The 25,344-nt window shown below is 65.8% G+C and carries 15 protein-coding genes; 11 read left to right on the forward strand and 4 right to left on the reverse strand.

Annotated features, from left to right (window positions below; translation table 11 throughout):
* Window positions 1–161: 161 nt before the first annotated feature.
* From ACQR50_RS07775 to ACQR50_RS07825, 11 genes are all read left to right on the forward strand, one after another.
* Window positions 162–3,773, forward strand: a complete 3,612-nt coding sequence (locus ACQR50_RS07775) for a family 43 glycosylhydrolase (RefSeq protein WP_428970486.1) — start codon at window positions 162–164, stop codon at window positions 3,771–3,773.
* A gap of 104 nt (window positions 3,774–3,877) precedes the next feature.
* Entirely contained in the window at window positions 3,878–4,852 is a 975-nt protein-coding gene (locus ACQR50_RS07780) for a LysR family transcriptional regulator (RefSeq protein ID WP_428970487.1), read from the forward strand.
* Window positions 4,853–5,131: 279 nt separating this feature from the next.
* Entirely contained in the window at window positions 5,132–7,471 is a 2,340-nt protein-coding gene (locus ACQR50_RS07785) for a TonB-dependent siderophore receptor (RefSeq protein WP_428970488.1), read from the forward strand.
* 15 nt (window positions 7,472–7,486) lie between these two features.
* Window positions 7,487–9,292, forward strand: a complete 1,806-nt coding sequence (locus tag ACQR50_RS07790; RefSeq protein ID WP_428970489.1) for an ABC transporter ATP-binding protein/permease — start codon at window positions 7,487–7,489, stop codon at window positions 9,290–9,292.
* Entirely contained in the window at window positions 9,289–10,638 is a 1,350-nt protein-coding gene (locus ACQR50_RS07795) for a TldD/PmbA family protein (RefSeq protein ID WP_428970490.1), read from the forward strand. Before ACQR50_RS07790 ends, ACQR50_RS07795 begins: the two co-directional genes overlap by 4 nt.
* Window positions 10,635–12,095, forward strand: coding sequence for a TldD/PmbA family protein (locus ACQR50_RS07800; protein WP_428970491.1), 1,461 nt, complete (start codon window positions 10,635–10,637; stop codon window positions 12,093–12,095). Before ACQR50_RS07795 ends, ACQR50_RS07800 begins: the two co-directional genes overlap by 4 nt.
* Before the next feature lie 32 nt (window positions 12,096–12,127).
* A complete protein-coding gene (trxA, locus tag ACQR50_RS07805; RefSeq protein WP_428970492.1) occupies window positions 12,128–12,451 on the forward strand; it encodes a thioredoxin in 324 nt (107 codons plus the stop codon).
* Window positions 12,451–13,341 carry a hypothetical protein gene (locus ACQR50_RS07810; protein ID WP_428970493.1) on the forward strand — a complete coding sequence of 297 codons (891 nt, stop codon included), beginning with the start codon at window positions 12,451–12,453 and terminating at the stop codon, window positions 13,339–13,341. Before trxA ends, ACQR50_RS07810 begins: the two co-directional genes overlap by 1 nt.
* A gap of 19 nt (window positions 13,342–13,360) precedes the next feature.
* A complete protein-coding gene (gene trxB / locus ACQR50_RS07815) occupies window positions 13,361–14,338 on the forward strand; it encodes a thioredoxin-disulfide reductase (protein ID WP_428970662.1) in 978 nt (325 codons plus the stop codon).
* Window positions 14,339–14,348: 10 nt separating this feature from the next.
* On the forward strand, window positions 14,349–16,388 hold the full coding sequence (locus tag ACQR50_RS07820; RefSeq protein WP_428970494.1) for a M3 family metallopeptidase: 2,040 nt from the start codon (window positions 14,349–14,351) through the stop codon (window positions 16,386–16,388).
* Window positions 16,378–17,454, forward strand: coding sequence for a PLP-dependent cysteine synthase family protein (locus ACQR50_RS07825; RefSeq protein WP_428970495.1), 1,077 nt, complete (start codon window positions 16,378–16,380; stop codon window positions 17,452–17,454). The genes ACQR50_RS07820 and ACQR50_RS07825 overlap by 11 nt, the downstream gene beginning before the upstream one ends.
* A gap of 33 nt (window positions 17,455–17,487) precedes the next feature.
* Here the strand turns inward: ACQR50_RS07825 and ACQR50_RS07830 are convergent, their stop codons facing one another.
* The 4 genes from ACQR50_RS07830 to ACQR50_RS07845 all read right to left on the reverse strand — a co-directional run bounded on the left by ACQR50_RS07830 (window position 17,488) and on the right by ACQR50_RS07845 (window position 24,954).
* The gene (locus tag ACQR50_RS07830) at window positions 17,488–18,513 is read right to left on the reverse strand and encodes a sensor histidine kinase (protein WP_428970496.1); all 1,026 of its coding nucleotides are present in this window, start codon (window positions 18,511–18,513) and stop codon (window positions 17,488–17,490) included.
* A 142-nt stretch (window positions 18,514–18,655) separates the two neighbouring features.
* A complete protein-coding gene (locus ACQR50_RS07835) occupies window positions 18,656–20,416 on the reverse strand; it encodes a HAMP domain-containing methyl-accepting chemotaxis protein (protein ID WP_428970497.1) in 1,761 nt (586 codons plus the stop codon).
* A gap of 320 nt (window positions 20,417–20,736) precedes the next feature.
* On the reverse strand, window positions 20,737–21,810 hold the full coding sequence (locus ACQR50_RS07840; RefSeq protein ID WP_428970498.1) for a DUF2332 domain-containing protein: 1,074 nt from the start codon (window positions 21,808–21,810) through the stop codon (window positions 20,737–20,739).
* A gap of 93 nt (window positions 21,811–21,903) precedes the next feature.
* Window positions 21,904–24,954, reverse strand: coding sequence for a TonB-dependent receptor domain-containing protein (locus tag ACQR50_RS07845; protein WP_428970499.1), 3,051 nt, complete (start codon window positions 24,952–24,954; stop codon window positions 21,904–21,906).
* Between the last annotated feature and the right edge of the window lie 390 nt (window positions 24,955–25,344).

A 25,344-nucleotide genomic window follows, 5' to 3' on the forward strand; every position in this document is an offset into this window, starting at 1 on the left:
GGCCATGTTTCGCGCTGCCACGCGCCGCAACCGTCATCTGGCGATATGACGGAAAAATCCTCGTCCACCCCTCTTGCAGTGATACAAATGTCGGACATAATGCGGCGATATCGAAGCCGCGAGGCGACGCATTCGTCATCGTTGCTACCGGGAGATACAGGATGAATGGCGGATCGCATCCCCTTGGCAATTTGTTGTGTGCGTTGGCGGGCATTGCGCTGGTCGGAGCGGCACCGGCCGTCAATCCGCTGACCGACGCCGTTGCGAAAGCGTTGCGCGCCGACCCTGCCTTTGCAGCGCCGCTCCGTGGAAACGTCACGTTCCCCGAGGATGCCTCGACCCTGTCGGGGCTTCGCAATGTTCCGAATATCGGCAAGGCGCGGATTACGTGGCGATCATCCGATCCTGCCACGATTTCGGACGTCGATATGGGACGCGGCCCCGACGTCATACGCAAGGGGCGCGTCCGGCGCGGCACCGGCGACCGTCGCATTCGCCTGACCGCAACCGTGACGCTGCCCGACCACCGGCCCGTGTCCGTGCCGATCGACGTCACCGTCTTGGCCGCGCCCGCCGCCGCGCCCGCGCCCTCGGCCTATATGTTCGTCTACTTCACCGGGAATAGCATTGACGGCGAAAAGCTGCGTTTTGCCGTGTCGGACGGCAACAACGCCCTGCAGTGGAAGACGCTGAACGATGCCCAGCCGGTCCTGGAGTCGCGCGAGGGTACGCGGGGCCTGCGCGATCCGTTCATCATGCGCTCTGCCGAAGGGGACCGCTTCTTTCTGCTTGCGACCGATCTCTCGACCGGGCGCACCGGATGGCGTGATTCGACCAGCCAGGGCAGCCGATATCTCGAAGTCTGGGAATCGACCGACCTGATCCATTGGGGGAAGCAACGGCACGTCCTCGTCAATCTGCCCGATGCGGGCATGACCTGGGCGCCGGAGGCGACCTATGACCCGACGATCGGCGCCTATGTCGTTTATTGGACCTCCACCCGTTACAAGGATGCGGCGCACAAGGTGGAGGACGGCAACGGCCCGCAGATCCCGCGTGCGACCACCCGCGATTTTCGCAGTTTTACCACGCCCGAGCCATGGTTCCGGTCCGCCGATGTCCCCGGTGCCGTCAAGGCGAAAGGGATGATCGACGCGACGGTCCTGCGGGACGGCGATCGCTATTATCGTTTCACGAAGATCAGCGATGCAGCGGGTTGCCCGTCCAGCGATATCTTGGCGCAGACGTCCTCCTCGCTCCGGGCCGATGGCGCGTCGGGGGCGTGGAAGATCGTCGACCGCTGCATCGGTCGCCGCGCCGGCACGCCCGAGGTGGAAGGACCGACCGCGTTTCGCGCCAATCCGGGTGATACCAGCGGGTTTCGGTACTTCCTGTGGGTCGATAATTATGGCGGCGTCGGCTATATTCCGCTCGCCACCCATTCGCTCGAGGGCAAGATCGCGTGGACCTATCCGCGCCGGTTCCACCTGCCCGAGTCCCCCCGACACGGTACGGTGCTTCCCATCACCGCGGCCGAGCGCGATGCGCTGGTGGCGCATTGGAACCGGGCCGCGCCCGATCCCGCAACCGTCGCCGATCGCTGGATCGTCGCCCCGATCCTGGCATCGGGAACGCGCCTGCCGGTGCCGGTGGGGTATGCCGCCGCCTGGCGCGCCGATGGCCGCGACGTAGCCGACGGCATCCTGACCAACACGACGGCGGACGCCCGTATCGTCAGCCTTGAGGGCACGCTGACCCGGCCGGACGGCACGACCCTGATCAAGCGGTTCAAGGTGAAGCTGCTCGGCAAATCCGCACGCCAGCTGGAAGCCTATGCGCGCACGCCGACCACGTCGCAGGATGCGAACCAGCCGACCGTCGCGCGAAGCGTCCATCTGGCCATGTCGGGGGGCGACGGCACGATGAGCCCGCTCAACGACGATTATGGCGTGATGTTCGCCCGTGGGGATTATATCGGCGTCGATCGCGTCGCCCTTCGCGGCGTGTCGAATCCGTCGCTGTTCCATTTCGCCGATGGTACGATAGGCGTCATCGCGACACGCGTGGACATGGACGGCCGACAGGACCCGTCGCCGTCCGCCATCGTCATCTTCCGCCGCGATCCCCAATCGGCGGAGTTCGTCGAGCTCGGCACGCTGGACATGAGGTCGAATGACGGCATCGACCATCCGCGCGCCATCTGGGACAGCGCCGCCCAGCGTTACGTCGTTTCGTGGATCGACCGTTCGGGACAGTCGCGCTGGACGACCGTGGCCGATCTGGCACGTCAGGAATGGCAGCAGACACCCTTTTATCCCGAGACAGGGGGGCGTCGCGCACGGATCGCCTCCATCGGCAATGTGGGGGAGGCCCGCATCGGTGATCTCACGACCACGGCCATCGATACGCTGCCTGTCGACGACGTCACCGCGACCGCGCTGGGCAATCGTTTCGGCCGCATCGTCAACGCGGCGGCGACCGTCACGCCCCAGACGATCCGACCGGGCGGTGCCGGTGGACTTGCCGCCGTGCCGGTGAGACTGGGCTATTCGGACGGCTCCACCGCGACGCGTACGGTGGATTGGGACGCCGCCGATCTGGCGCAGTTGACCAAGCCGGGACGCTATCTCGTCCACGGCACCGTCCGCCAGCGCCGCTATCCGGCGATCTTTGCCTATGAACGCGCCGATCCCAATATCTATCGCTGGGAGCATGAGGGGCGGGTCCGCTATCTGTTCGTCGCGACGGACGACACGAACAACGACAATGTCGGCTCGCCCCATCTGCCCCTGCGTATCGCCGATACGATCGCCGATCTGGCCGATGACAAAGGCGGCCGGACGCGGGAAGTCGACCTGCTCAACCGACGGACCCGCCGCGATCGGACGGCGGAAGGCCGGGTGATCGCGGGATGCTATTGGGCACCTGAAATTCATGAAATCGGCGGACGACTGTCGATCCTGTTTGCGCCCTGCTTCCATCCGACCGACCGGCAGTCCAGCGAGGGCGGTGCATGGTCGACGGTGGAGTCGCACATCATGCAGCTTCGCGACGGCGGCGATCCCGCCAATCCCGCCGACTGGTCGAAACCGGCCGCGATCCGCAAGGCGGATGGTACCCCGCTCGGACGGCCGGACATGCCCGCCAATATCAGTCTCGACATGTCCTATTTCGAGGTGCGAGGTCAGGGCTATTACACCTGGTCCCAGCGATACCTGCCGACATCCGGGCCGCTCGGCGATCCGTTGACGTGGATCGCGAAGGTCGATCCCGCTCGGCCGACGCGGCTCGCGGGTCCGCCATCGCCCGTCATCGCACCGGAGACCTCGGTGGAGGAAAACCTTGCCGAGGGGGCCTTTGCGCTGATCCGGGGCAATCGCGTGGCGCTTGTCTATTCCAGCTCGGGGGTCAGCCCGACCTATGTCGTCAACGGCACGTCCGCCTCGCTCGATAGCGACCTGACCCGCATCGATGCGTGGCGCAAATGGTCCGCTCCGCTCCAGAAAAGCGTCGCCATGCCCAAGGGCGACGAAGACTATCGGCGTTACGAACAGGGGCCGGGCCACGGCTCGTTCACGACCGACGAGGATGGTAACGACCTATATGTCTATCACAGCTGGGGTAACGGCGTCGGCAAGGACGGACGGGATGCGCGGCTGCGTCGCGTTCACTGGGCCGCCGACGGCCGCCCGTTGCTAGAGATGAGCGATGACGATGAAGTCGCGCCCGCCAACCGTCGTGTGACGATGGAGGTCACCGTCGGGGCATCATAGTATCGGCCCGGCGGCGACGAAGCCGATCGGTCGATCTACCAACCCGCCTGCGCTCTTGTTATGCATCGCAAGGCCTTCGGGCCTTGGGCGGGGAAGGGCAGGCAATGACGGCTTCGGGTCAATCGTCGGACGATCAGGGCGGCGCTTCGGCGTCCGTCCATAGCGGGACGGTCCGTCGGCTCAATCTCAACCTGCTCTATCCGCTCGATGCCATTCTCCACGCCCCGACCCTGACCGAGGCGGGACGTCGCGTCAGCCTGAGCCAATCGGCGATGAGCCATGCGCTGCGGCGCCTGCGCGATCATTTCGGCGATGACCTGGTGGTCCATGCAGGGGGGGAGCCGCAGCTGACGTCGCTGGGGCATGCGTTGCGGCCTGAAGTGCGCCGGATCATGCGGGAGGTAGAGGGCGCCTTCAACTATTCCATCGCGTTCGATCCCCTGACGACGACCGAGAGCATCACCATCGCCGCCGACGATGCGAACGAGCAGATGCTGCTCGGCCGGGTGTTGCGCAGCTTTTCGGCCCTGGCCCCCGGTTTGCAGGTGAACGTCATTCCCCTCGATATTGAGCGGCCGGAAAGATCGCTCGATCAGGGCGCCGATCTGCTGCTGCTGCCCGAGCATATGGCGCTCGACGGGCTGGAGACGATGCCGCTGCTGACCGCATGGCCCAGCTGTCTGGTCTGGGATCGGCATCCGGCGTTCGAGAACTGCGTCGAAATCACCGAAGCGCAATATCGGGCCGCCCGGCATATCGTCGCCCGTGGGGAAGAGAAGCAGACCTTTGCACTCGACCAGAACGGCGTGGACATGCTGCGCGCACGACGCATCTGCGTCCGTGCCACGTCCCAGGCGACGCTGCCCGCGATCGTGATCGGCAGCGATCTGGTCGCCACGGGCAATTCATGGGTGTTCCAGCATTATGCGTCCTTGATGCCGTTCAAGGTGTTCGAGGCACCGTTCGCCCGCCAGGGGATCGTCACCGTCGCCCAGTGGCCGCGCAACCGTCACGATCCGGTGCTGAAATGGTTCATTCGGCAAGTGAAGGCCTATTTCGAGCAATATTACAAGGTTTGAAGACGCTCATCGAATGGGTTCATGCCCCCATGAACATTTCGAATTTGCCTGTCACAGGACTGAAGCATAGCGTCGTCCATGACAGAAGGTCCGGCTGGCATCTCGCATCGCCAAGACACGGACTGCCGTCAGCAGGAATACGGCCGCGGTAGCCTCCTTTGAGGATCGCCACCGCATCATCCGCCGCGAGGCGCTAACCGTTTGTCTACAGGGATGGCTTTTTATCCGAACGCGGCTTTGCCGCGGGGGATGGCGCGCGCTCTGGGAAGGGGGGATTGCATGCTGAATCTGACTGGGAGTGGGCGTCACGTGCTGGGATTTGCCAGCCTGAGTGTCATCAGCCTTCTGGGCGCGAACGTGCCAGGCCGCGCCGCCGCTGTGCAGGCCGTGCGGACGGGGGACATCACCGTGCCTGCCATGCCGATGGATCGCGCACTGGATATGATCGGCAGGCAGTCGGGCGTGAACGTCAATTTCGATCCCGACGCGGTCAGGGGGCTGACTTCGCGGCCCGTGCGCGGTGCGCGATCGGCGGCGGATGCGATCAGGACGGCCATCGGCGGAACGAGCCTGACCGCCGTCCCGGCGGTGCAGGGGGGCCTGGTCGTCGTCAACGATGTCGTCGTGACCGCGCGGCGCGACGAGGCGGAAACCAGCGTGCTGGTGCGTCAGGCGACTACCTCGGACCGCAACGGCCTGGGCCTGCGCAATCAGCCACGCAACACCCAGGTCATCACGGCCAAGACGATCGAGGAACAGCAGGCGCTGAATATCACCGAGATCCTGCGCAACGCGGGCGGTGTGTCGGCGCTGGGCAACAACCCCAATAGCGGCGCGTCCTACAGCATTCGCGGCTTCGCAGCCGGGGGGCTGGTGAACGGCCTGACGACATCGTCGCAATATGGCGTGGCGGCGGGGGCCGATCAGCCGGTGGCCAATATCGAGCGGGTCGAAATCCTGAAGGGGCCGGACGCGATCCTGGCCGGGTTCGGCAACTTGGGCGGCAACATCAACGTCGTCACCAAGAAGCCGAGCGCCGAGGAACGGCTGGCGGTCAGCTTCGACACCGGCTCCTTCGGTCTGGCGCGCGGCGTCATCGATGCCAACAACGCGATCACCGGCGATAAGAAGCTTTCGGCCCGCATCATCGGCAGCGTGCAGACGATGGATCGGAACTATGGCGGTTATACGGGCAACAAGGACTGGTTGTTCGCGCCGTCGCTGCGGTACAAGGATCGCCTCATCGATATCGTGATCGGCGCGAGCATCAACGAGGCCGTCACGGGCATCGGTGCCTATACGCTGTTCGACAACAAGACGTTCCGGATCATCGACCGCGATCCATCGGTGCCGATCTATGCGGCCAATCAGGGCATCCGGATCGCGACCAAGCGCTATTATTTCGATGCGACGCGACAGATCGTACCCGGCATCGAGCTGGTCGTTCGTGGTTTGCATGACGAGACGCTGCTGACGACCCGCGCGGGTAATTCGGGCTATAGTCGCCAGGGTATCCCCGTCATCGACCTTCAGGGATCGCAGCAAAAGGGCTCGGCCAATGCCATTGACGGCTTCCTGCGCGTCAGGACGCACATTGCCGACGATGTGAAGGCCAGCTTCAATGTCGGCTATTATTACGGCGACGGCTCCGCCGAACAGCGTAGTGGCCTGGTCTATACCCGAATCCTGAACCCGTCCTTCAGCGCCAGCGGGCCGCTCACCGACATTCGTTGGTCGCCGTTCGGCAACGTCCAGATCCGTTCGGGCGGCAAGCAGGAAGGCGTCTATGGCCAGGCGCTGATCGAGTTCTGGAAATTGAAGATTTTGGGCGGCGTTCGCAAGAACTGGTTCGAAACCACATCGCAGACCTTCTTCGCGGGGCCTTCGGCCATCAACGTTCAGAGGAAGAACGGCGTGTCGCCCAGTGGGGGCCTGATCTTCGATGCCACGAGCAACCTGTCGCTGTTCGCCAATTACTCCCGCGGCGAGCAGGCGTCGTTCGCGGTGGCGAAGAATGGCAGCATCCTGCCGAACATCATCACGACCAACAAGGAGGCAGGCGTCAAGTTCGACCTGTTCCACAAGCGCGCGACGATCAACGCATCCTATTTCGACATACAGCAGGACAATATCATTCTCCGCAATCCGGCGGACCCGACCGATCTTTCTCCCGGGCCGGGCCAGCGCGGGCGGGGGATCGACCTGAACATCGCTGGGCAGTTGCTGCCGGGCTGGTCTCTGCTGGCGTCGCTGACGCGGACCAAATATGCGCTTCAGACGGTCAATGCGCTTCAGACGGTCGTCGCGCAACAGCCGCGCGATACGTACAGCCTGTTCTCCACCTATCGATCCAGAATCGCGGACGGGGTCAGCGGGGGGCTGTCGGGCGGCTTGTATGGACGCTCGAGTTCCTACGCCAATCAGCTTGGCCAATATGTCGTGCCGCCGTCACGGCAGGTGGACGTCAACGGCTTCCTGACCGTCCGGGGTTTCGACATCAATATCGGCATCCGCAACATTTTCGATCGGCGCAATTACGGGTCGGCGTCGGCGTTCACCTTCGTTCCGGTCGCCGAGCCGCGCAACCTGCGCCTCACCATTTCCAAGCGCCTGTTCTGATCGGGGTTCCCACCAATGATGCCACCCCCCGCCCATGTCGAGGAGACCCGCCGCGAAGCGGGTCTCCAGTCCACCCAGCCCGCCGGTGCCCGCTGGGGCCATGCCTGGCGGCTGAGCACGCGGTACTTCGTGTCGCAGGACTGGAAATGGGCATGGTTCCTGGTCGCATGCTATTGTGCGATCGAGGTCGGGACGACCTATGCGTTCCTGTTGTCCAATACGTGGCAGCGGGACTTCTACGATGCGATCGAACGGCGGCAGGGCGCGCAATTCCTGTCGCTGGTCGTGATGTTCATGATGATCGCCGGGCTGGCGATCGGGACGCAGTTCCTGCACAATATCGTCGGCTGGACCCTGTCCATCCGGTGGCGGCACTGGCTGAACGACTGGTATCTCGGTCGCTGGTTCGCGCGGGATCGTTTCTACGAGATCGAGCGGTTGCGCATGATCGACAACCCCGATCAGCGTATCGCCGAGGATGTGCGCGCCTTTACCTCGATGGGCCTGGAATATGGACAGTCGCCGCTCAGCATCGCCATCTCGCTGATCTTCAGCCTGGTGCGGGCGGTCGCCTTCGCCGCCATCCTGCTGCAAACCTCGTCGCCGCTCGCGATCCCGCTGTTCGGCTATCGCATCCCGCTGCCCGGCGGCGACCTGATCTGGTTCTCGATCGCCTATGTCGTCCTGGGTACGACCGTGATCACCTGGATCGGCAAGCCGTTCGTCCGTCGCAAGATGCGCGAACAGCATTATGAAGCCGATTACCGTGCCGGTCTGCTCCACGTCCGCCGCAATGGCGAGCAGATCGCTTTTTCCCATGCGCAGAATATCGAGCAGGACGGGCTGAAGGCGGCCTTCGCCAATATCCGCCGCAACTTCTATCAACTGATGCTGGCCAATGCCGGGTTGAGCGTCGGGCAGGACATGTATCAGCGCACGATGACGGTCGTCCCGCTGTTCCTGACCGTGCCCAAATATTTTGCCGGTGCGATCACCTTCGGGCAGGTTCAGGCCGCCCGCGACGCCTTCACTCAGTTTTCGGCGAACCTGTCCTATATCGTCATGGCCTATCCCGGCATCGCGCGGCAGGTCGCCAACATCAATCGTCTCAAGGCGCTGGATGATGCGATCGACTATGCGCGTCCGCGCGGGATCGCCTTCACGCCCGGCGGTACACCCGACGGCGTGGCGATCCGGGTCGAGGGGCTGGAACTGCGCCGCCCCAATGGAGCCCCCTTGATGGCCGTCCCCGACTGGACGGTTCGTGACAGCGAGCGGTGGGTGATCCAGGGGCCGTCCGGCACGGGCAAGACCACGCTGCTCCGCGCGATTGCGGGCCTTTGGCCGGACGGAACGGGCCAGGTGGCGATGACCCGTCGGGGCCGTGCGATGCTGGTGCCGCAACGGCTGTACCTGCCGCTCGGCACGCTGAAGGGGGCGGTCTGCTTCCCCGACCAGCCCGAACAGCATGACGATGCGACCGTCGTCGCCCTGCTGGAAAAGGTCGGGCTGGAGGCCCACGGCACCGCCCTGCACGAGCTGCGCATGTGGCAGGAGGAACTGTCGCCCGGCGAGCAGCAGCGTGTCGCGCTGGCCCGCATCCTGTTGCAGCGCCCGACCCTGCTGATCGTCGATGAAGCGACCAGCGCGCTCGATGCCGACAATGCCGCCTTCTTCTACCGGGCCGTGCTCGACGCGATGCCGGACGCCACCATCGTCAGCGTCGTGCACAATGAAAAGCTTGCCGCCTATCACACGCATCGCCTGCGCCTGCACCATGGCCATGCGACGGCGGCCGCCATCGCCGAGGACGAGGCATGAGCGCGCTCCTGACCCAGGACGAGGCGGACCTGCGCGATGCCGCGACGCGGGCCGTCGAAATCGCGGCGCGGCGCGGTGCGACCGCGCGGGCCTCGGCGCATCATGAGGGCATCGCCCGGATCGCCGTGCGGCGCGGCGAGGTGGAGACCGCCGAGCGCAGCGGGACGCAAGGATTAGGGCTGACCGTCTTCCATCACGGTCGGCGCGGCGTGGCCTCCACCGCCAGCTTCGATGCGGCGGCGATCGAACGACTGGTGGACGAGGCGATGATGATCGCTCAGCATGTCCAGCCGGACCCGGACGCCGGTCTGCCGCCGGCGGACAGCCTTGCCTATACGGGCCTTTCGCCCTTGCTCTATGCCGACAGCCCGCGCGATGCCGACACGCTGCTGACCGCCGCGATACTGGCGGATCGGATCGCGGGCGAGGTGGCAGGGGCCGATTCCCGATTGCGGGTCGGCGAGTCCGTCGCGGTGGCGACCGAAGGACTGTGGGCGCTGGCGACCAGCGACGGCTTCTGCCGCAGCATCCGGCGTTCGAATGACGGGCGCTGGTCGGTGATGCTGGCACAGGACGAGGGCGGCAGCACGTCGGCCTTCTGCCAGTCACAGGAGCGGAGCGTCGACGCCCTGACCCCGCCCGAGCGACTGGTACGCACCGCCGCCGATCGCGCCCGCGCGGCGCTGGGGGCGCGGGCCATCGCCAGTCGGCGTTGCCCGGTGCTGTTCGTCCCACGCACGGCGATGTCACTCGTCTCCGACCTGGCGGGAGCGTTGACCGGCATGGCGCAGTTTCGCGGCATGACCTTCCTGCGCGCACCGCTCGGCCAGCGCGTCGCGGCCACCCATCTCCATCTGACCGAGGACCCGTTCGAGCCGCTGGGATTGGCGAGCGGCCCCTTTGACAGCGAGGGGATCGCCGGATCAGCCCGTCCTATCCTGCGCGGCGGCGTGGTCGAGGGGCTGTTCCTGTCGAGCGTCTCGGGACGCAAGCTGGGCATGGCGTCGACCGGCAATGCCGATGGTTTCTACAATCTGCGCCTGACCAGCAGCGCGCCGGGCGGCGACTGGCCCGCGATGCTGCGGATGCTGGGTACGGGCTTGGTCGTGACAGAGTTTCAGGGCGGCAAGACCGATCCGGCCAGCGGCAATTGGACCCAGGCGATCAAGGGGTTGTGGATAGAGGGGGGCGAGGTCGTTCATCCCGTCACCGACGTGACGCTGGCGGGCCAGATGCCCGCGATGCTGAACGGCATCCGCGCGGTCGGCGACGATGTCGAGCGGCAGGGCGCGCTGCGCACCGGATCGATCCTGATCGACGAGATGCAGATGGGAGGAAAGGCATGAACGGCGGCGCACCGGCGCTCGACCGCGCGCGCACCGCGCTGCTCGGTCCGGCGGGGCTCGATGAGGCGGCGATCGGTCGCGCCCTGGGTGAACTGGCGGGCGGCGGCGCGGATCTGGCCGACCTGTATTTCGAGACGACGGCGATGCGCAGCTGGCGGCTGGAGGGCGGTCGGGTCACCCAGGGCGGCTTTTCGATGCGGCAGGGTGTCGGCGCCCGGGCGGCGCATGGCGGGCAGGTGAGCTTCGCCCACTCCGCCGACATGCGCGAGGGGGCGCTGCTCGACACGGTACGCGCGGTCCGCACGCTGGCCCGGCACGGCGACGCGGGGCGGCATGGGCAGGGCATCGCTCTGACCCGGACCCCGGCTGGCCATCATCTCTATCCGGCGATCGAGACGGTGGCGGTCGAGGATGCGGCGGCGTGGATCGCCCTGTTGACGCAGATCGACGAACTCGCCCGGATGCAGGACGGCCGCATCGTCCAGGTCGATGCCAATGTCCGGGCGACCGACACGACGATCCTGGTCGCCGAGGCGGATGGGCTGCTGGCCGGGGACGTGCGGCCGATGACGATCCTGTCGCTGGTCGTCATCGCCGAACAGGATGGTCGCCGCGCACGCGGACAGGCGGGACTGGGGCGGCGTGCCGGGCTGGGCGGATTCGACGCGGCATCGGTCGACCGGATGGTCGCGTCCGCCGCCAATATGGCGCTGAACAATCTCGATGCCATCGCGGCGCCGGTGGGCGAGATGCCGGTGGTGCTGGGACCCGGCTATCCCGGCGTGCTGTTCCACGAGGCGGTCGGCCACGGGCTGGAGGGCGATCATCACCGCAAGCACCTCTCCGCCTTCGACGGCAAGGTCGGCGAGCGGATCGCGGCGCCCGGCGTGACCGTGATTGACGATGGCGGCCTTCCCGGGCGGCTGGGGTCGCTGGGCATCGATGACGAGGGCACGACGCCCGACCGCACCGTGCTGGTCGAGGACGGGGTGTTGACCGGGCTGATGCAGGACCGTCTGAATGCCGGGTTGATGAACGCGCGCTCGACGGGCAACGGCCGTCGCCAGTCCTATGCGCATCTGCCCATGCCGCGCATGACCAACACCTTTCTCGCGAACGGCACGGTCGACCCGGGCGACATCATCACCTCGGTCGATCGCGGCATCTACGCCACCGAATTCGACGGCGGTCAGGTCGACATCGTCACCGGCCGTTTCAACTTCACCACGATCGAGGCGTGGCTGGTCGAGAAGGGGCGGCTGGTCGCGCCGGTGCGCGGCGCGACGCTGATCGGCGTCGGGCATGAAGCGCTGCGCCATATCGCAATGATCGGCAACGACCTGGACTTCGACACCGGCATGGCGACCTGCGGCAAGCAGGGCCAGTCGCTCCATGTCAGCGTCGGCCAGCCCACGCTTCGCATCGACCGCATGATGGTCGGCGGACAGGCCGGCTGATCCCCCCCAAATTCCAGACAAGGACAGTGATGATGCGTAATGCCACCGAGCAGGATTTCGACGAGATCGTCATGCAGAACGACAAGCCCGTCCTGGTCGATTTCTGGGCCCCCTGGTGCGGCCCTTGCAAGGCGCTGGCCCCGACGCTGGACGAACTCGCGGAGGAATATGCCGACGAGATCGAGATCGTGAAGGTCAATATCGACGAGAATCCCAGCCTCGCCGAACGGTTCGAGGTGCGCGGCATCCCGCTGCTGCTGATCGTCAAGGACGGTGCGGAAGCCGCGCGCGCGTTCGGCACCATGTCGCGCAGCCGTCTCGACGCCTTTGTCGATGCGAATGTGAGTGCGGCGTGATGGCCGACGCTATCGCTTTCCACGGTGATCCGGCGGTCAAGGCGCAGGCCCAGGCGCAGCTGAGGCAGTATGTCGAGGCGGGCAATTTCGTCTATTTCCCCGCCTGGGAAGACGGCAAGGCCAATGCGATCGGCGCCGTGGTCGAGGCGGACGACACGTCCGCCTATGCGGCGAGGCTCGGTTATCCGATTGCGCTGGTCGAAGCCCTGCCCATGATCATCAACGGCGTCCGGCCGCTTCCCGAGGCCGCCCGCTTCGCCGAGACCTGGCTGGCGCGCACGCCGGTCGGCGGCGATCTGTCCGCCGTCGTGTCGCGGATGATCCTCGACCTGCTGGCGAAGCCGCGCCTGTGCGAGATCACCCGCCGCCTTCCCTCGTTGGACGAAAGCCGCCTCGCCATCATCGCCCTGCATCGTCGCGTGGTCGAGGGGGACGAACCGGACCGCAAGCAATGGAAGGCGGCCCGCCTCGCTGCGGTGGCGGCGACCGATGCGCTTGGCGACGATGTGCTGGACCGCGCGGCGGGCAGCACGGTGGAGGCGGCGGCCTGGCCCGGCACGATGCGGACGGTGCTGCGCGATACGCTGAACGCGACAGGCGCACTCAACCTGCGCGTGGCGCTGGCCGAGATCGGCTGGACGCCGGAAGAGGAAAGCCGCGTGTTCCAGATTCGCGAGCAGGCCGAGAAGGACGCGTACAAGGCGGAGTTCGAGGGGCTTGCACGGGTCCATGCCATCCTCGACGCCGACCATCCCGAACTGGCCGACCGTTTCCGCCAGCGATGCGAACGGCTGGAAAGATCGAACGAGACCTATGTCGCGGCGGGCTGGTCGGCGATCGAGATGATCGAAGCCGCTCCGGTCGTCACGACCCAGGCCGTGGAGGCGTAACGTGCAAGGGGGGCAGGGGGTGGATGTGCGGCACAGCAAGGTCCTCATCATCGGATCGGGCCCGGCGGGTTATACGGCGGGCGTCTATGCCGCCCGCGCCGCATTGTCGCCGAGGTTGATCGAGGGGCCGCAGCCCGGCGGTCAGCTGACCATCACCACCGAGGTCGAGAATTGGCCGGGCGACCAAAGCGTGCTCGGCCCCGACCTGATGGCGCGGATGGGCGAACAGGTGCGCAAGGCGGGCGTCGATGTCGTCGGCGACATGATCGTCGAGGTCGACCTGACCCGCACTCCCTTTCTCGCGATCGGCGATGGCGGCGTCCGCTATACGGCCGATACGATCGTCGTGGCGACGGGAGCGTCGGCACGGTGGCTGGGGCTGCAGAGCGAGACCGTGTATCGCGGGCGTGGTGTGTCGGCCTGTGCGACCTGTGACGGCTTCTTCTATCGCGGGCGCGTCTGCGCGGTGGTCGGCGGCGGCAATACGGCGGTCGAGGAAGCGCTGTATCTCACCAACTTCGCCGAGAAGGTCTATCTGATCCATCGCCGCGATGCCTTGCGTGCCGATCGCACCAACCAGGCGCGGCTGCGGGCCAATCCCAAGGTCGAGATGATCTGGAATGCCGAGGTCGCCGAGGTGCTGGGCGATGCCAGGGGCGTGACCGGCGTCGCGCTGCGCGACACCCGCGACGGCACGGCATCGCGACTGGCGGTTCATGGCCTGTTCGTCGCGATCGGTCACGACCCGGCGACATCGCTGTTCAAGGGACAGCTCCACATGGATGACGAGGGTTATATCCTCGTCACCCCCGGCTCGACCGCGACCAGCGTGCCCGGTGTCTTCGCGGCGGGCGATGTGCAGGACAAGCTGTTCCGCCAGGCCGTCACCTCCGCGGGGATGGGCTGCATGGCCGCACTGGAGGCCGAGCGATATCTGGCGGGCCACAACACCCATGCGATTGCGGCCGAGGGCGCGGATCCCGGCGCGCTGGCTTGAAAGAAAAGGCATGACGATGAACCCGTTGCTCGACACACTGGCCCTGCCGCACTTCGGTGACATTCGCCCCGACCAGATCGCGCCTGCGCTGGACCAGGTGCTGGCCGATCACCGCGCGGCGGTGACGCGGATCGTCGAGGGGCGCCCGACGCGCTTCGCTGACGCGTGGATGCCGCTGGAGCGCGCGGATAATGCCATTGCGGCGGTCTGGTCCGCGGTCTCCCATCTACAGGCGGTCGCCGACACACCGGACCTGCGCGAAGCCTTTGCCGCCGGGCAGAAGCGGTTGGTCGAGTACCGGCTTCGGGTCATGCAGAACCGCGCTTTGTATGACGTCCTCGTCGCGTTGACCGCAACGCCCGACTTCGCCACGCGGGACGAGGCGGATCGTGCGGCGGTCGAGCATATGATCCGCGACTTCCGGCTGTCGGGTGTCGCGCTGGCGCCCGAGGAGCGCGCCCGTTTTGCCGCCCTGTCGGTGGAACTGTCGCAGCTGTCGACCGAATTCGGCAATGCCGTGCTCGATGCGACCGATGCCTGGTTCGAACATGTCGAGGACGAGCGCCTGCTCGCCGGACTGTCGGATGCGGACAAGGCGATGTTCGCGGCGGCGGCCAAGGCCAGGGGCCTGTCCGGCTGGATCGTCACGCTCCAGATGCCGCATGTCAACGCGGTCATGACCTTCGCCCGGGACCGGGGCCTGCGCGAGCGGGTCTATGCGGCATCGGGCACGCGTGCGTCCGATCAGGGACCCCATGCCGGGCAGTTCGACAATTCGGCACGGATCGCCGCGATCCTCGCGCGGCGGCAAGAGGGGGCCAGGCTCCTCGGCTTTTCCGATCCGGTCGAATGGTCGCTCGCCACCAAGATGGCGCCCAATGCGGGAGAGGTGCTGACGTTCCTGCGCGATCTGGCGCGTCGGGCCAAGCCCGCGGCCGAAGTCGAGTTCGCCGCGCTCGCCAGCTATGCCGCCGAAAATCTGGGTATCGACGACCTCCAGCCCTGGGACGTGGCTTACGTCGCGGAGCGGCTGCGCGAGGCGCAGTTTGCGGTCGACGAGCAGGCGGTACGCGCTCATTTCCCGGTCGAGCGGGTGATCGCCGGCTGGATGAACCTGCTCGACCGGCTGTTCGGCATCACCCTGATCGCGCGCCCCGATGTCGCCGTCTATCACCCCGACGCCTGTTATTATGACGTGGTGGACGAGCGGGGGGCTGTGTTTGCGGGCGTCTATGTCGATCTGCACGCTCGCGCGGGCAAGCGCGGCGGCGCCTGGATGGCGCAGGCGCGGCCCCGGCTGAACGACGGCAACGCACAGCATGTGCCCGTCGCCTATCTGGTCTGCAACTTCGCGCCGAAGATGCCGGGCAGCCCGTCGCTGCTCAGCCACAAGGAAGTGGTGACGTTCCTTCACGAGACCGGCCATTGCCTGCATCACCTGTTCACCCAGGTCGATCGCCCGAATATCGCAGGGACGAACGGGTTCGAATGGGACGCGATCGAACTGCCCAGCCAGCTGATGGAGGATTTCGCGTGGGACCGGGCGGTCCTGCGCGACATGTCGGGGCATCATGAAACCGGCGCGCCTTTGTCGGATGCGCTGTTCGACCGACTGACCGCTGCGCGGCACTTCCTGTCGGGCATGTTCATCGTCCGGCAGGTCGAGTTCGCGCTGTTCGATCTGCTCCTCCACATGGGGACGCTCGGCCGTGACCCGATCGAGGTGATCGAGGCGGTGCGTGACGAGGTGGCGGTGGTCCACCCGCCCGTATGGCACCGTTTTCCGCACGCCTTCACCCATATCTTTGCGGGCGGCTATGCGTCGGGCTATTACAGCTATCTCTGGGCGGAGGTGCTGGCCGCCGACGGGTTCCAGCGTTTCGCCGAAGCGGGGCTGATCGACCGGAGCGTTGCCGCACGCTTCTGCACCGAGGTCCTGTCGCGCGGTGCGAGCCGCCCGGCCGCCGAGAGCTTCCGCGCCTTTCGCGGGCGCGACGCCGATCCGCGGGCGATGCTGGCGCGTCATGGGCTGGCCAGCGATGCGCGCTGATCGCGATGCCGAGGCCGTTTGGCGCTGGCGGTCCGAGGCGATCCACCGGATCGAGGCGGACTATAACCGCTCGGCCGACACGCACCTGATCCGGGTGGAGCTGCCGCGCTATCCGGGGATCACGCTGTACCTGAAGGACGAGAGCAGTCACCCGACCGGCAGCCTGAAGCATCGGCTGGCGCGCTCGCTGTTCCTCTATGCGCTGTGCAATGGCTGGATCGGGCCGGACACCTGCGTGATCGAGTCGTCCTCCGGCTCGACGGCGGTGAGCGAAGCCTATTTCGCCAGGATGCTGGGCCTTCGCTTCATCGCGGTGGTGCCCGCGTCGACCGCCGCGCCCAAGCTGGATGCGATCCGTTTCCATGGCGGCGAGATCCACACGGTCGACGATCCACGTACCGTCTATGAGGTCTCGCATCGCCTGGCCGCTGAAACGGGCGGTCATTATCTCGACCAGTTCACCTATGCCGAGCGGGCGACTGACTGGCGCGGCAACAACAACATCGCGGAGAGCATCTTTGCGCAGATGTCGGCGGAGGAGCATCCCGTTCCGCGCTGGATCGTCTGCGGGGCCGGGACAGGGGGGACCTCGGCGACGATCGGACGTTTCATCGGCTATCAGCGCCATGCGACGCGGCTTTGTGTCGCCGATCCGGTGCATTCGGTCTTCCATCGGCACTTCGCGGACCGCCAGGCACTGTCGCTGCCCGAGGGTTGCGCAAGCTGTATCGAGGGGATCGGGCGGCCGCGCGTCGAGCCCAGCTTCATCCCTTCGGTCATAGACCGGATGATCGCGGTCGAGGACGCCGCCAGCATCGGCGCGATGCGCGCGCTTTCCCGCCGATTGGGGCGCTGGGTGGGTGGTTCGACCGGCACCAACCTCGTCGCCGTGGCCCAATTGGTGGAGGAAATGGCGCCGCGGGGAGATGTCGGCTCGATCGTCACCATCCTGTGCGATGGCGGCGAGCGTTACGGCTGCACCTATTATGACGACCAGTGGCTCGACGCGCGCGGGCTCGACTGGCGGGCGCAGGAGGCCGCGTTCAGTGCCATGTTCGGCGCGTAGTCCGATGATTTGAACTGTTTGCGGAGCCTATGGTTACGGGTGTCCGCCCTGGCCATCGGGCAATGTCAGGCGCAGGATCGTTCCCGCCGAGGGGCCGTTTTCGACGCTCAGTTCCGCCCCCATCTGCTTGGCCAGGCTTCGCACCAGTTTCAGGCCGAGGCTGTTCGAGCCCTGAAGGTCGAACCCCGGCGGCAGGCCTGCGCCATCGTCGATCACGCAGAGTGCGATGACGTCGTCCTGACGGGTGAGGGTGACGACCAACTGCCCGAACTCGCGATTGGCAAAGCCGTGTTCCATCGCATTGGCGATGCCCTCCGCCATGATGAGCGCAAGCGGGATCGCCGCATCCGGTGAGAGGCGCAGTCCGGGTACGGCCTCGATCCGGTGGATGATCCCCGGTTTCGTATCGGCGGCGAACAGGTCCGCCATCAGGTCGCGCAGGAAGATGTCCAGCGGCACCTGCTCGCCCGTCGTCGCATAGAGCTGCCGCTGGATGCGGCCGATCAGTTGGAGCTTCGTGGAGGCGTCGGCCAGGACCATGCGCGCGATCGGGTCGACGACCTGCCGCTGCTGCAGCGACAGCATGGCGCCCACCATCTGGATGTTGTTCGAGACCCGGTGCTGCAATTCGCTGAAGAGCAGCTCGGTACGCTCGGCCAGTTGTCGCTGTTCCGCCGCCAGTCGCGACGATCGCTGGTTGGCCCGCTGCATCGCGTCGACAAGACCGATATCGACCGCCACGACACCGACATAGAAGCCCAGGGCGACGAGGGTACGCGGCTCAAAATCGAAGCTGTTGGCGGGGGGTATGAAGAAATACCAGGCGAGCAGACCGCAGACGATGGCCGACAGCGTTCCCGGGCCGCGCCCGAACAGGAAGGACGAGATGATGACCGCCGGGAAGAACGTCAGATAGGGAAATCCCGGCGGAAAGGCCGGATCCAGTGTCCAGCGTATCCACCAGGCGATCGCCGAAAGCAGCAGCGCCACGGAATAGGCCAGCGCCCTGCGCTCGCCAAGCAGCGGCAATTGCTCGAATATCCGGCGCCTCGCGTCCATATGCCGTCCACATCCTCCTGTGTGAGCTTCTCCTGCGCGATCACGTCATCAGTTGCAAATCCAGGTTAGCGTGGCATCGCCGTCATGGCGTTGGTCGGGAGGCCCAAATCCGCCGCGGCGGGCGGTCGGCCCTCGTCCGCTATCAGGCGGCGTATCGGGACGCATGGCCATACTCCGTCCGGTATTGCGAAGGGGCCGATGGGGCGTGCTGCGCGGCCGCATCCACGTTGAAGCGCATGACCGAGGCCATCAGCGTCCCGCACTCCTGCGCCAGAAGGCTGGCGGCGGCCGTCGATTCCTCGACCATCGCGGCATTTTGTTGCGTGACCGAATCGATCTCGCCGATCGCGATGTTGACCTGGCCCAGGCTATGCGCCTGATGTTCGGAGGATCGGGCGATGACGTCGACCACGGTGCTGACGTCGGACACCTTGCCGATGATCCGTTGCAGGGCGTTGCCGGTCTCGTCGACCAGCACCACGCCCGAGCGGACATGCTCGATCGCCGACAGGATACGCGCCTTGACGTCGGATGCCGCATCGGCCGAGCGCTGCGCCAGCGCACGGACCTCGGAGGCGACGACGGCGAAGCCCTTGCCCGCATCACCGGCACGCGCCGCTTCGACGCCCGCGTTGAGGGCGAGCAGGTTGGTCTGGAAGGCGATGCCGTCGATGACGGTGATGATGTCGACGATCTCGCGGCTGGCCTGGTCGATGCCGTTCATCGCGGTGATCGACTTGGCGACGATCTGCCCGCCCTTTTCGGCTTCGTCGCGGGCCTCGGTCACGGCGCGGTTCGCCTGGCTGGCGCTGGCCGCCCCTTCGCGGACGCCTTGCGTGATCTCGCCGACCGCCGCGGCGGTTTCGCGCAGGCTGGCGGCCTGCTGCTCGCTGCGTGCCGATAGATTGTCGGTGGCCTGGCGGATCTCCTCGATGTTCGAGCGGATGGACCCGGCACTGCCGCGAACGTCGCTGGTCAGGCCGGAAAGGTTCTGGACGGCGCGATTGAAGTCGGCGGCCAGCTGATGGAAGGCGGTCGGCAGGTCCGTCAGGCGGACGGTCAGGTCCGCTTCCGACAGGCGATGCAGGCCCGATCCGATTTCCTGCAAGGCCAGCTCGCGCTCACGATCGTCGCTCACCTTGGCCTTGGCCGCGTCGCGGAAGACGACGACGGCACGGGCCATGTCGCCCAGCTCGTCACCGCGATCGCTGCCCGGCACGTCGATGTCGTTGCGACCGCGCGCCAGTTCGGCCATCAGGCGGGTGAGGGTGGTGATCGGCCGTGCGATGCTGCGGCTGAGCAGCATCTGAAGGGTGATGACGACGCCGATCAGCATCACGCCGCCCAGCACCAGGGCGATGATGGCGGTGCTGATGGCGTTTTCCTGCGATGCGGCATTGCTGGCGATCGCCGCCGTTTCCTGGTCGCGAATGGCGCGAAGGGGCAGCACGATGTCGCTGGTCAGCACGGCTTTGCCCGCGTCACGAACGGCTTGCTGCGCCTCGTCGCGCCGCCCGTCCTTGACCCAATCGGTCAGACGGTCGCTCCATGTCCGCCGCCACTTGGCTTTCTCGGCATTGGACTTGGCGAGCAGCGCCAGTTCGCCCGGGTCGGTCAGCATCGCGTTCAGTTCGCGGCTGGTGGTGTCATATTCCTTGCGGGCTTCCTCATAGGATTTGAGGTAGCTCTTGTCCGCCGTGACGAGGAAGCCGCGCAACTGGCTGTTCTCGCGTAGAATCGATGTCTCCAGCGTCAATGCCTTGGCATAGACTTCCTGGGCATGGTTGTTGCGCGCCGTCGCGTTCTTGATTTCCCAGATGTTCACGAAGAACACGATCGTCATGACGGCGGCCGACAGGCTGACGATCAGGAACGATACACCCAGTTTCTTGGGGATGTTCATGTTCGTGAGCATTATGCGTTTCTCTCAGCAGGACGGACGAAGGAGGATAAGCGCGAATTCATTGAGTTATCGTTATCGGCCAGGCACACGCCCGGCGGATCAACCGGCACGTCGGAGGGCGATGCGACAACGTGCAGAGGTTCAGTCGCGGTCACGGATTCGGCTCTGGAAGGTGCCGCAAAATACACTGGCGCAGTTGTCGTCGCGCAATGTCCTATCCCCCTGATCCTACATGAAACGTCTGTTTCGTCGGACAAGTGCTAGAACCGCAAAGTTAACGATGGGTGAAGCGTGTAACCATTATCGTGACATATACTTCGTCAGTTCGTCAGCCAGTGGATCCACGCGCCATAAGGATGGCAATGCGCCAGCACGCAGTCGCGGCCGTCGGGCCAGGACCGCAGGCGAAGCTCGACCCGCTCGCGTGCCAGGTCCCATTCGAAACCGATCGAGGCGAACGGCCTCGTCGCGGTCGCGGATGCCCCGGCCTCGTTCAGGGTCGCCTCGATCCGGGCGCGGTCTTCGGCGCTGAGATATTGCAGGACCATCGAATGCAGGACGACGCGGTGGCGTCCATCCGGGGCGGGAGCGGCAAGCTGCGCCGCCAGCCAGGATGCGGCATCGCCGGTATCGAGCCGGGGCGGATGCCGTCGCGCGATCGCCAGCGCCCGGTCCAGGCGCTCGGCCCGCTCGGGCTGGTCGGCGAAAATGAAGGACGCCAGTCGCTCGCAGGCCACCGGATCATTGACGTCGAGCGGGTGGAGATCGACGCCCCGCGCCTCACAAACGGTCACGACGGCATCGGGGGGTGGGGGGCCACGCCACTCGGGCGCGATCCGCACCATCGAGTCCGGCGCACCCGTCCGGACGCCACCCAGATCATAGGCATAGCGGGACAGGTTGAGGTTCAGCCCGGCGCTCGCCCCGATTTCGAACAGGTCGAAATCATGGCCATGGTCCCGCGCCAGGACCATCAGGGCGGCGTACAAGGCCGCCGCGCGGCCGATCTCGTTGGTCTGCGGCACCCGCAGCAACCAGTCGACCAGAAATTCGTCATGCGCCGCCAGCGCCAGGGCGACCGCTTCGTCGAAGCGGTCATGGTCCCCGGCATAGAGGGCGGCCAATTGCGGCTCGACACCGCGCCTCGCCAGCGCGTGCAGGGCGGCGTTGATCCGCATCGCGATCGCGGAGGAGGCGGCGGTGCTGCCCCAGGAGCGGATCAGCGCCGCGCTGAGCGGCGCCTTGTCGAGCTGCCGGTCCACTGCGGCCAGCAGGTCGGCGACGAAGGGCGTGCCGATCGCCCGCATCACCAGCGACTGTCGGTACAGTTCGCTGGGCTGGGCGGTCGGATTGTCCGAACCCGGATACATGGTCTTGGAACGCTCCGGCTGCATCGGTCGCCTATGACGCCGCGATAGGTAGGATGGCAATACGCGCCGGGACGACAGGGAAGTCGGTCCCGGCGCGCATCACCCAGTCAGGCCGGATCAGAAGTTGAAGTTCGCACCGGCGCTGAAGTTGCGACCGACCAGACCGGCATAATGCCAGCTGCTCAGATAGTTGGGATTGCTGGCATAGGCCCCCGCCGCCAGCGGAGCGCGGGCATTGGTCAGGTTCTGGATGTTGAAGAAGAAGCGGAAGTCGTCATTGACCCGCACGCCGATGTTCAGATCGGTGTAGATGAACGGGCGGATGAAGCACTGGTTGTTGACATCGCTGCCCGCGATGATCGGCACCAGCGTGTTCTTGCACGACAGGTCGATCACGCCGTTGGTCGGCTGAATGCGATCGGCCGCCACCTGCTTGATCCGACCGACATAATAGGTCGTGCTGGTCAGCGAGAAATTGCCGACTTCGATCGTGTTCTGCCAGTTGCCACGGATACGCGGCGTGCCGCCGCCCGAGGACAGCTCGTACGGCCCGAGCGTACCCGCATATTTCTGCACGACACCCGCCGGGGTGACGAGGTCGAGGCGAAGGACGCGGGTGACGTCGACGCGGCTGATCAGCTTGACGCCATTGTCGAACTGGAAGTTCGCATTGGCCTGCATGTCGATGCCCGAGCTGACCATGTAGTTGGCGTTGACGTAAGGAACGTCGAACACCAGCAGGCGGGGCAGGGCATTCGGGTTCACGGGGTCGACCCCGTCGATGACGTTGCACTTATAGCCCGGACCCACCTTCGCGAGTGCCGCGCATCCGTCGGTCGCATTGGTCTGGCCGTAATAGGCGTTGATCGCCTCGGCGCGCAGCGGTCCGCTGACGATCAGGTTCGACTTGCGGATATTGTAATAGTCGACCGTGACGTTCAGCCAGCGCGTCGGGTTGACGATCGTCCCCACCGTGAAGCTGCGCGACACTTCGGGCAGAATGTCCGGATTGCCCTGGGCGCCGCTGCCGATGTTGTACGAGGTCGTATAGGCCGGGCTGCCCGGATGCGCCGCGATGAAGCTGGCGGGCGGGGTGAAGGACGAGAAGCCCGCATAGCTGCTCGCCGGGTTGTATTCGGCAAAGGTCGGCGCGCGGAAGCCCTGCGAATAGGTGGCGCGCAGCGAGAACTCGCGGACCGGGGTGAACTTGGCACCTACCTTCGGCGAGAAGTGACTATAGCCCTGCGAATAGTGATCGTAACGGCCCGAGACGTTCAGGTCGAACGAGCGTGCGAAGGGCGCGTCGATCTCGAAGAACCCGGCGGTCACGGTCTGGCGACCCTGGGCCGACGAGGTGTTCAGGCCGTAATAGGACAGATCCGCATTCTGGTTGCGGTTCATCAGCGTCTCGCGACGGACCTGGAAACCGCCGCCGACATTCAGGTCGCCGCCCGGCAGCTCCATCAGCGACTTCAGCAGCGAACCGCCGATCGTCGCCACCGTCGAGTAGGACGGGGTGGTCCGCTCCGGCGAGATCTGATTGCGGACGGCCTGCGTGTTCTGCTCCGGATTGACGAAGTTGTACGCGCCGGTGTTGACCGCGTTCAGCAGGCCCTGGATGTTGATGAAGCCGCGCTGCGTGACCGCGAAATTGTCACGGGCATAGACGCCGTTCAGGCGGAACTTGAAGCCATCGCCCAGATCGCCCGAAATGCCATAGGTCGCGCGGAACACGTCGACATAACGGTGGCTGCCCGCCGGAATGTCGCCGAACAGGTAATAGATGCGCGCGGCATTCTGCGTCGGGTCGGCACCGGCCACGGCATAGGGGTTGTTCGGGTTCAGACGACGGTCCGCAGCGGTGGCGCAGTTTACGCCTGCGGCGCAGACATACATGGGCAGGACGATGCCCGGGCTGCTGGACGCCAGCGCGGCGGAACCGCCGAACGGCTGGGTCTGGCGGATGCCCGACGGGGTGCCGCGAATATCGACTTCGGAATGCGAGTAGCTGCCGCTGGCGAACGCTTCCCAGCCCTCGGCGATGCGGACATTCAGGCGCGCCGTGGTCGAATAACGCTGCTGGCGCGGCTGGATGATCGAATACTCGGCGGGCAGGTTGTGCTTGCACCCGGTGCCCTGCGCCGCGCCCGAGGTCACGGTGAAGGTGCCGAAGGGGCACGCATTCGGGTTGAGCAGCACATACTGGTTGGTCAGCGGCGAGCCGACCTGACCCGCCAGCGGATTGTTGAGGTCGGTCTGTCGGACGCGGGTGACGACCGCCTGCGGATTGGCCGCCAGCAGCGAGTCGTCGTTGCGGTTGCGATCCTGCAGGCCGCTGGGGCTCAGGTCCAGCGTGTTGAACGGATAGCCGCGCGAATTGTTGGTGATGTACCCGTCATAGGTGTATTCACCATTGACGTAGAAGTTGAAGCCCTGCTCGCGATAGTCGCCGAACCCGGCGGTCAGCGTGGCGCGATAGTGCGCGCCGTCGGCCTTTTCGGTGGTGCCCCCCTGGACCGAGCCCGAAATGCCCTGGACGTTCTTCTTGCTGATCAGATTGACCACGCCGCCGATCGCGTCGGCACCATAGGTCGAGGACGCGCCGTCCTTGAGCACTTCGACGCGCTCGATGGTGCTGAACGGGATCGAGTTCAGATCGACATAGGCGTTGTGGCCGTCATCGTTGAGCGGGAAGTTCGCATTGCGCAGGCCGTCGATCAGGACGACGGTCGACGACACGCCCAGGCCGCGCAGCGACACCGCCGCGCCACCGGCCGAGAAGCCGTTGCGGAAGCCGGTCGAGATCGAACCCGCGCTGTCGGCCGAGACCGAACGGATGGCGTCCTGTGCGGTGGTGATGTTGGCGCGCAGCATCACGTTCGAATTCACCACGGTCACGGGCGAGATCGAGCTGGCGTTGGAATCGCGGAACAGCGTGCCGGTGACGACGACGGTCGCGCCTTCGGCGGTGGCCGGTGCGGGCGCGGCCCGCTTGATCTGGACGTCCTGCTCGGTCGTGCCGGTTGCGGCGGCGGTTGCCGCGTTCTGGTCGGTGGCATCGGCGGTCTGGGCCGGTGCTGCCTCCTGCGCAAAAGCCGGGGTCGCGATCGCGGTCAGCAAGGCCGCTGTCGAGATCCCAAGGCGCAGTTTACCAAATGCGGAATTCATCGAAGTCACTTAGCAATTCCCCCTCTGACGCAGCAGCGACTGACGTCGCCGGTAATCCACTCGCCATGATCCGGCGCTGCGATGGCTGGGCGCCTATCACCCGCAAAGTTACCGGGTCGTTAAAGGTAAGCGTGCTCGCGACGATTTGGGGCGTGGCCGCAATTGTCGAGGTTTGGATTCAGGCGCGTCTTCAAGAAAGGTATATCTGCCAGGCGTTTAACCTGCGGCTGCTTGCACGGCGGGGCGAGGTTTCGGATTGTTGCTTGCCGAAGCCTTCGGCTGAAGGGCGCCAAGTCTCTATCCTTGCCACAGTCCCCCGCGACCGACATCGTCGGATTAATTTATGCCGGTAAATCAAGTTTTAAGGTTCAGGTGCGACCAAAATGAGCA

Source organism: Sphingomonas sp. Xoc002 (genome assembly GCF_050408055.1).
GTDB classification, from domain to species: domain Bacteria; phylum Pseudomonadota; class Alphaproteobacteria; order Sphingomonadales; family Sphingomonadaceae; genus Sphingomonas; species Sphingomonas yabuuchiae.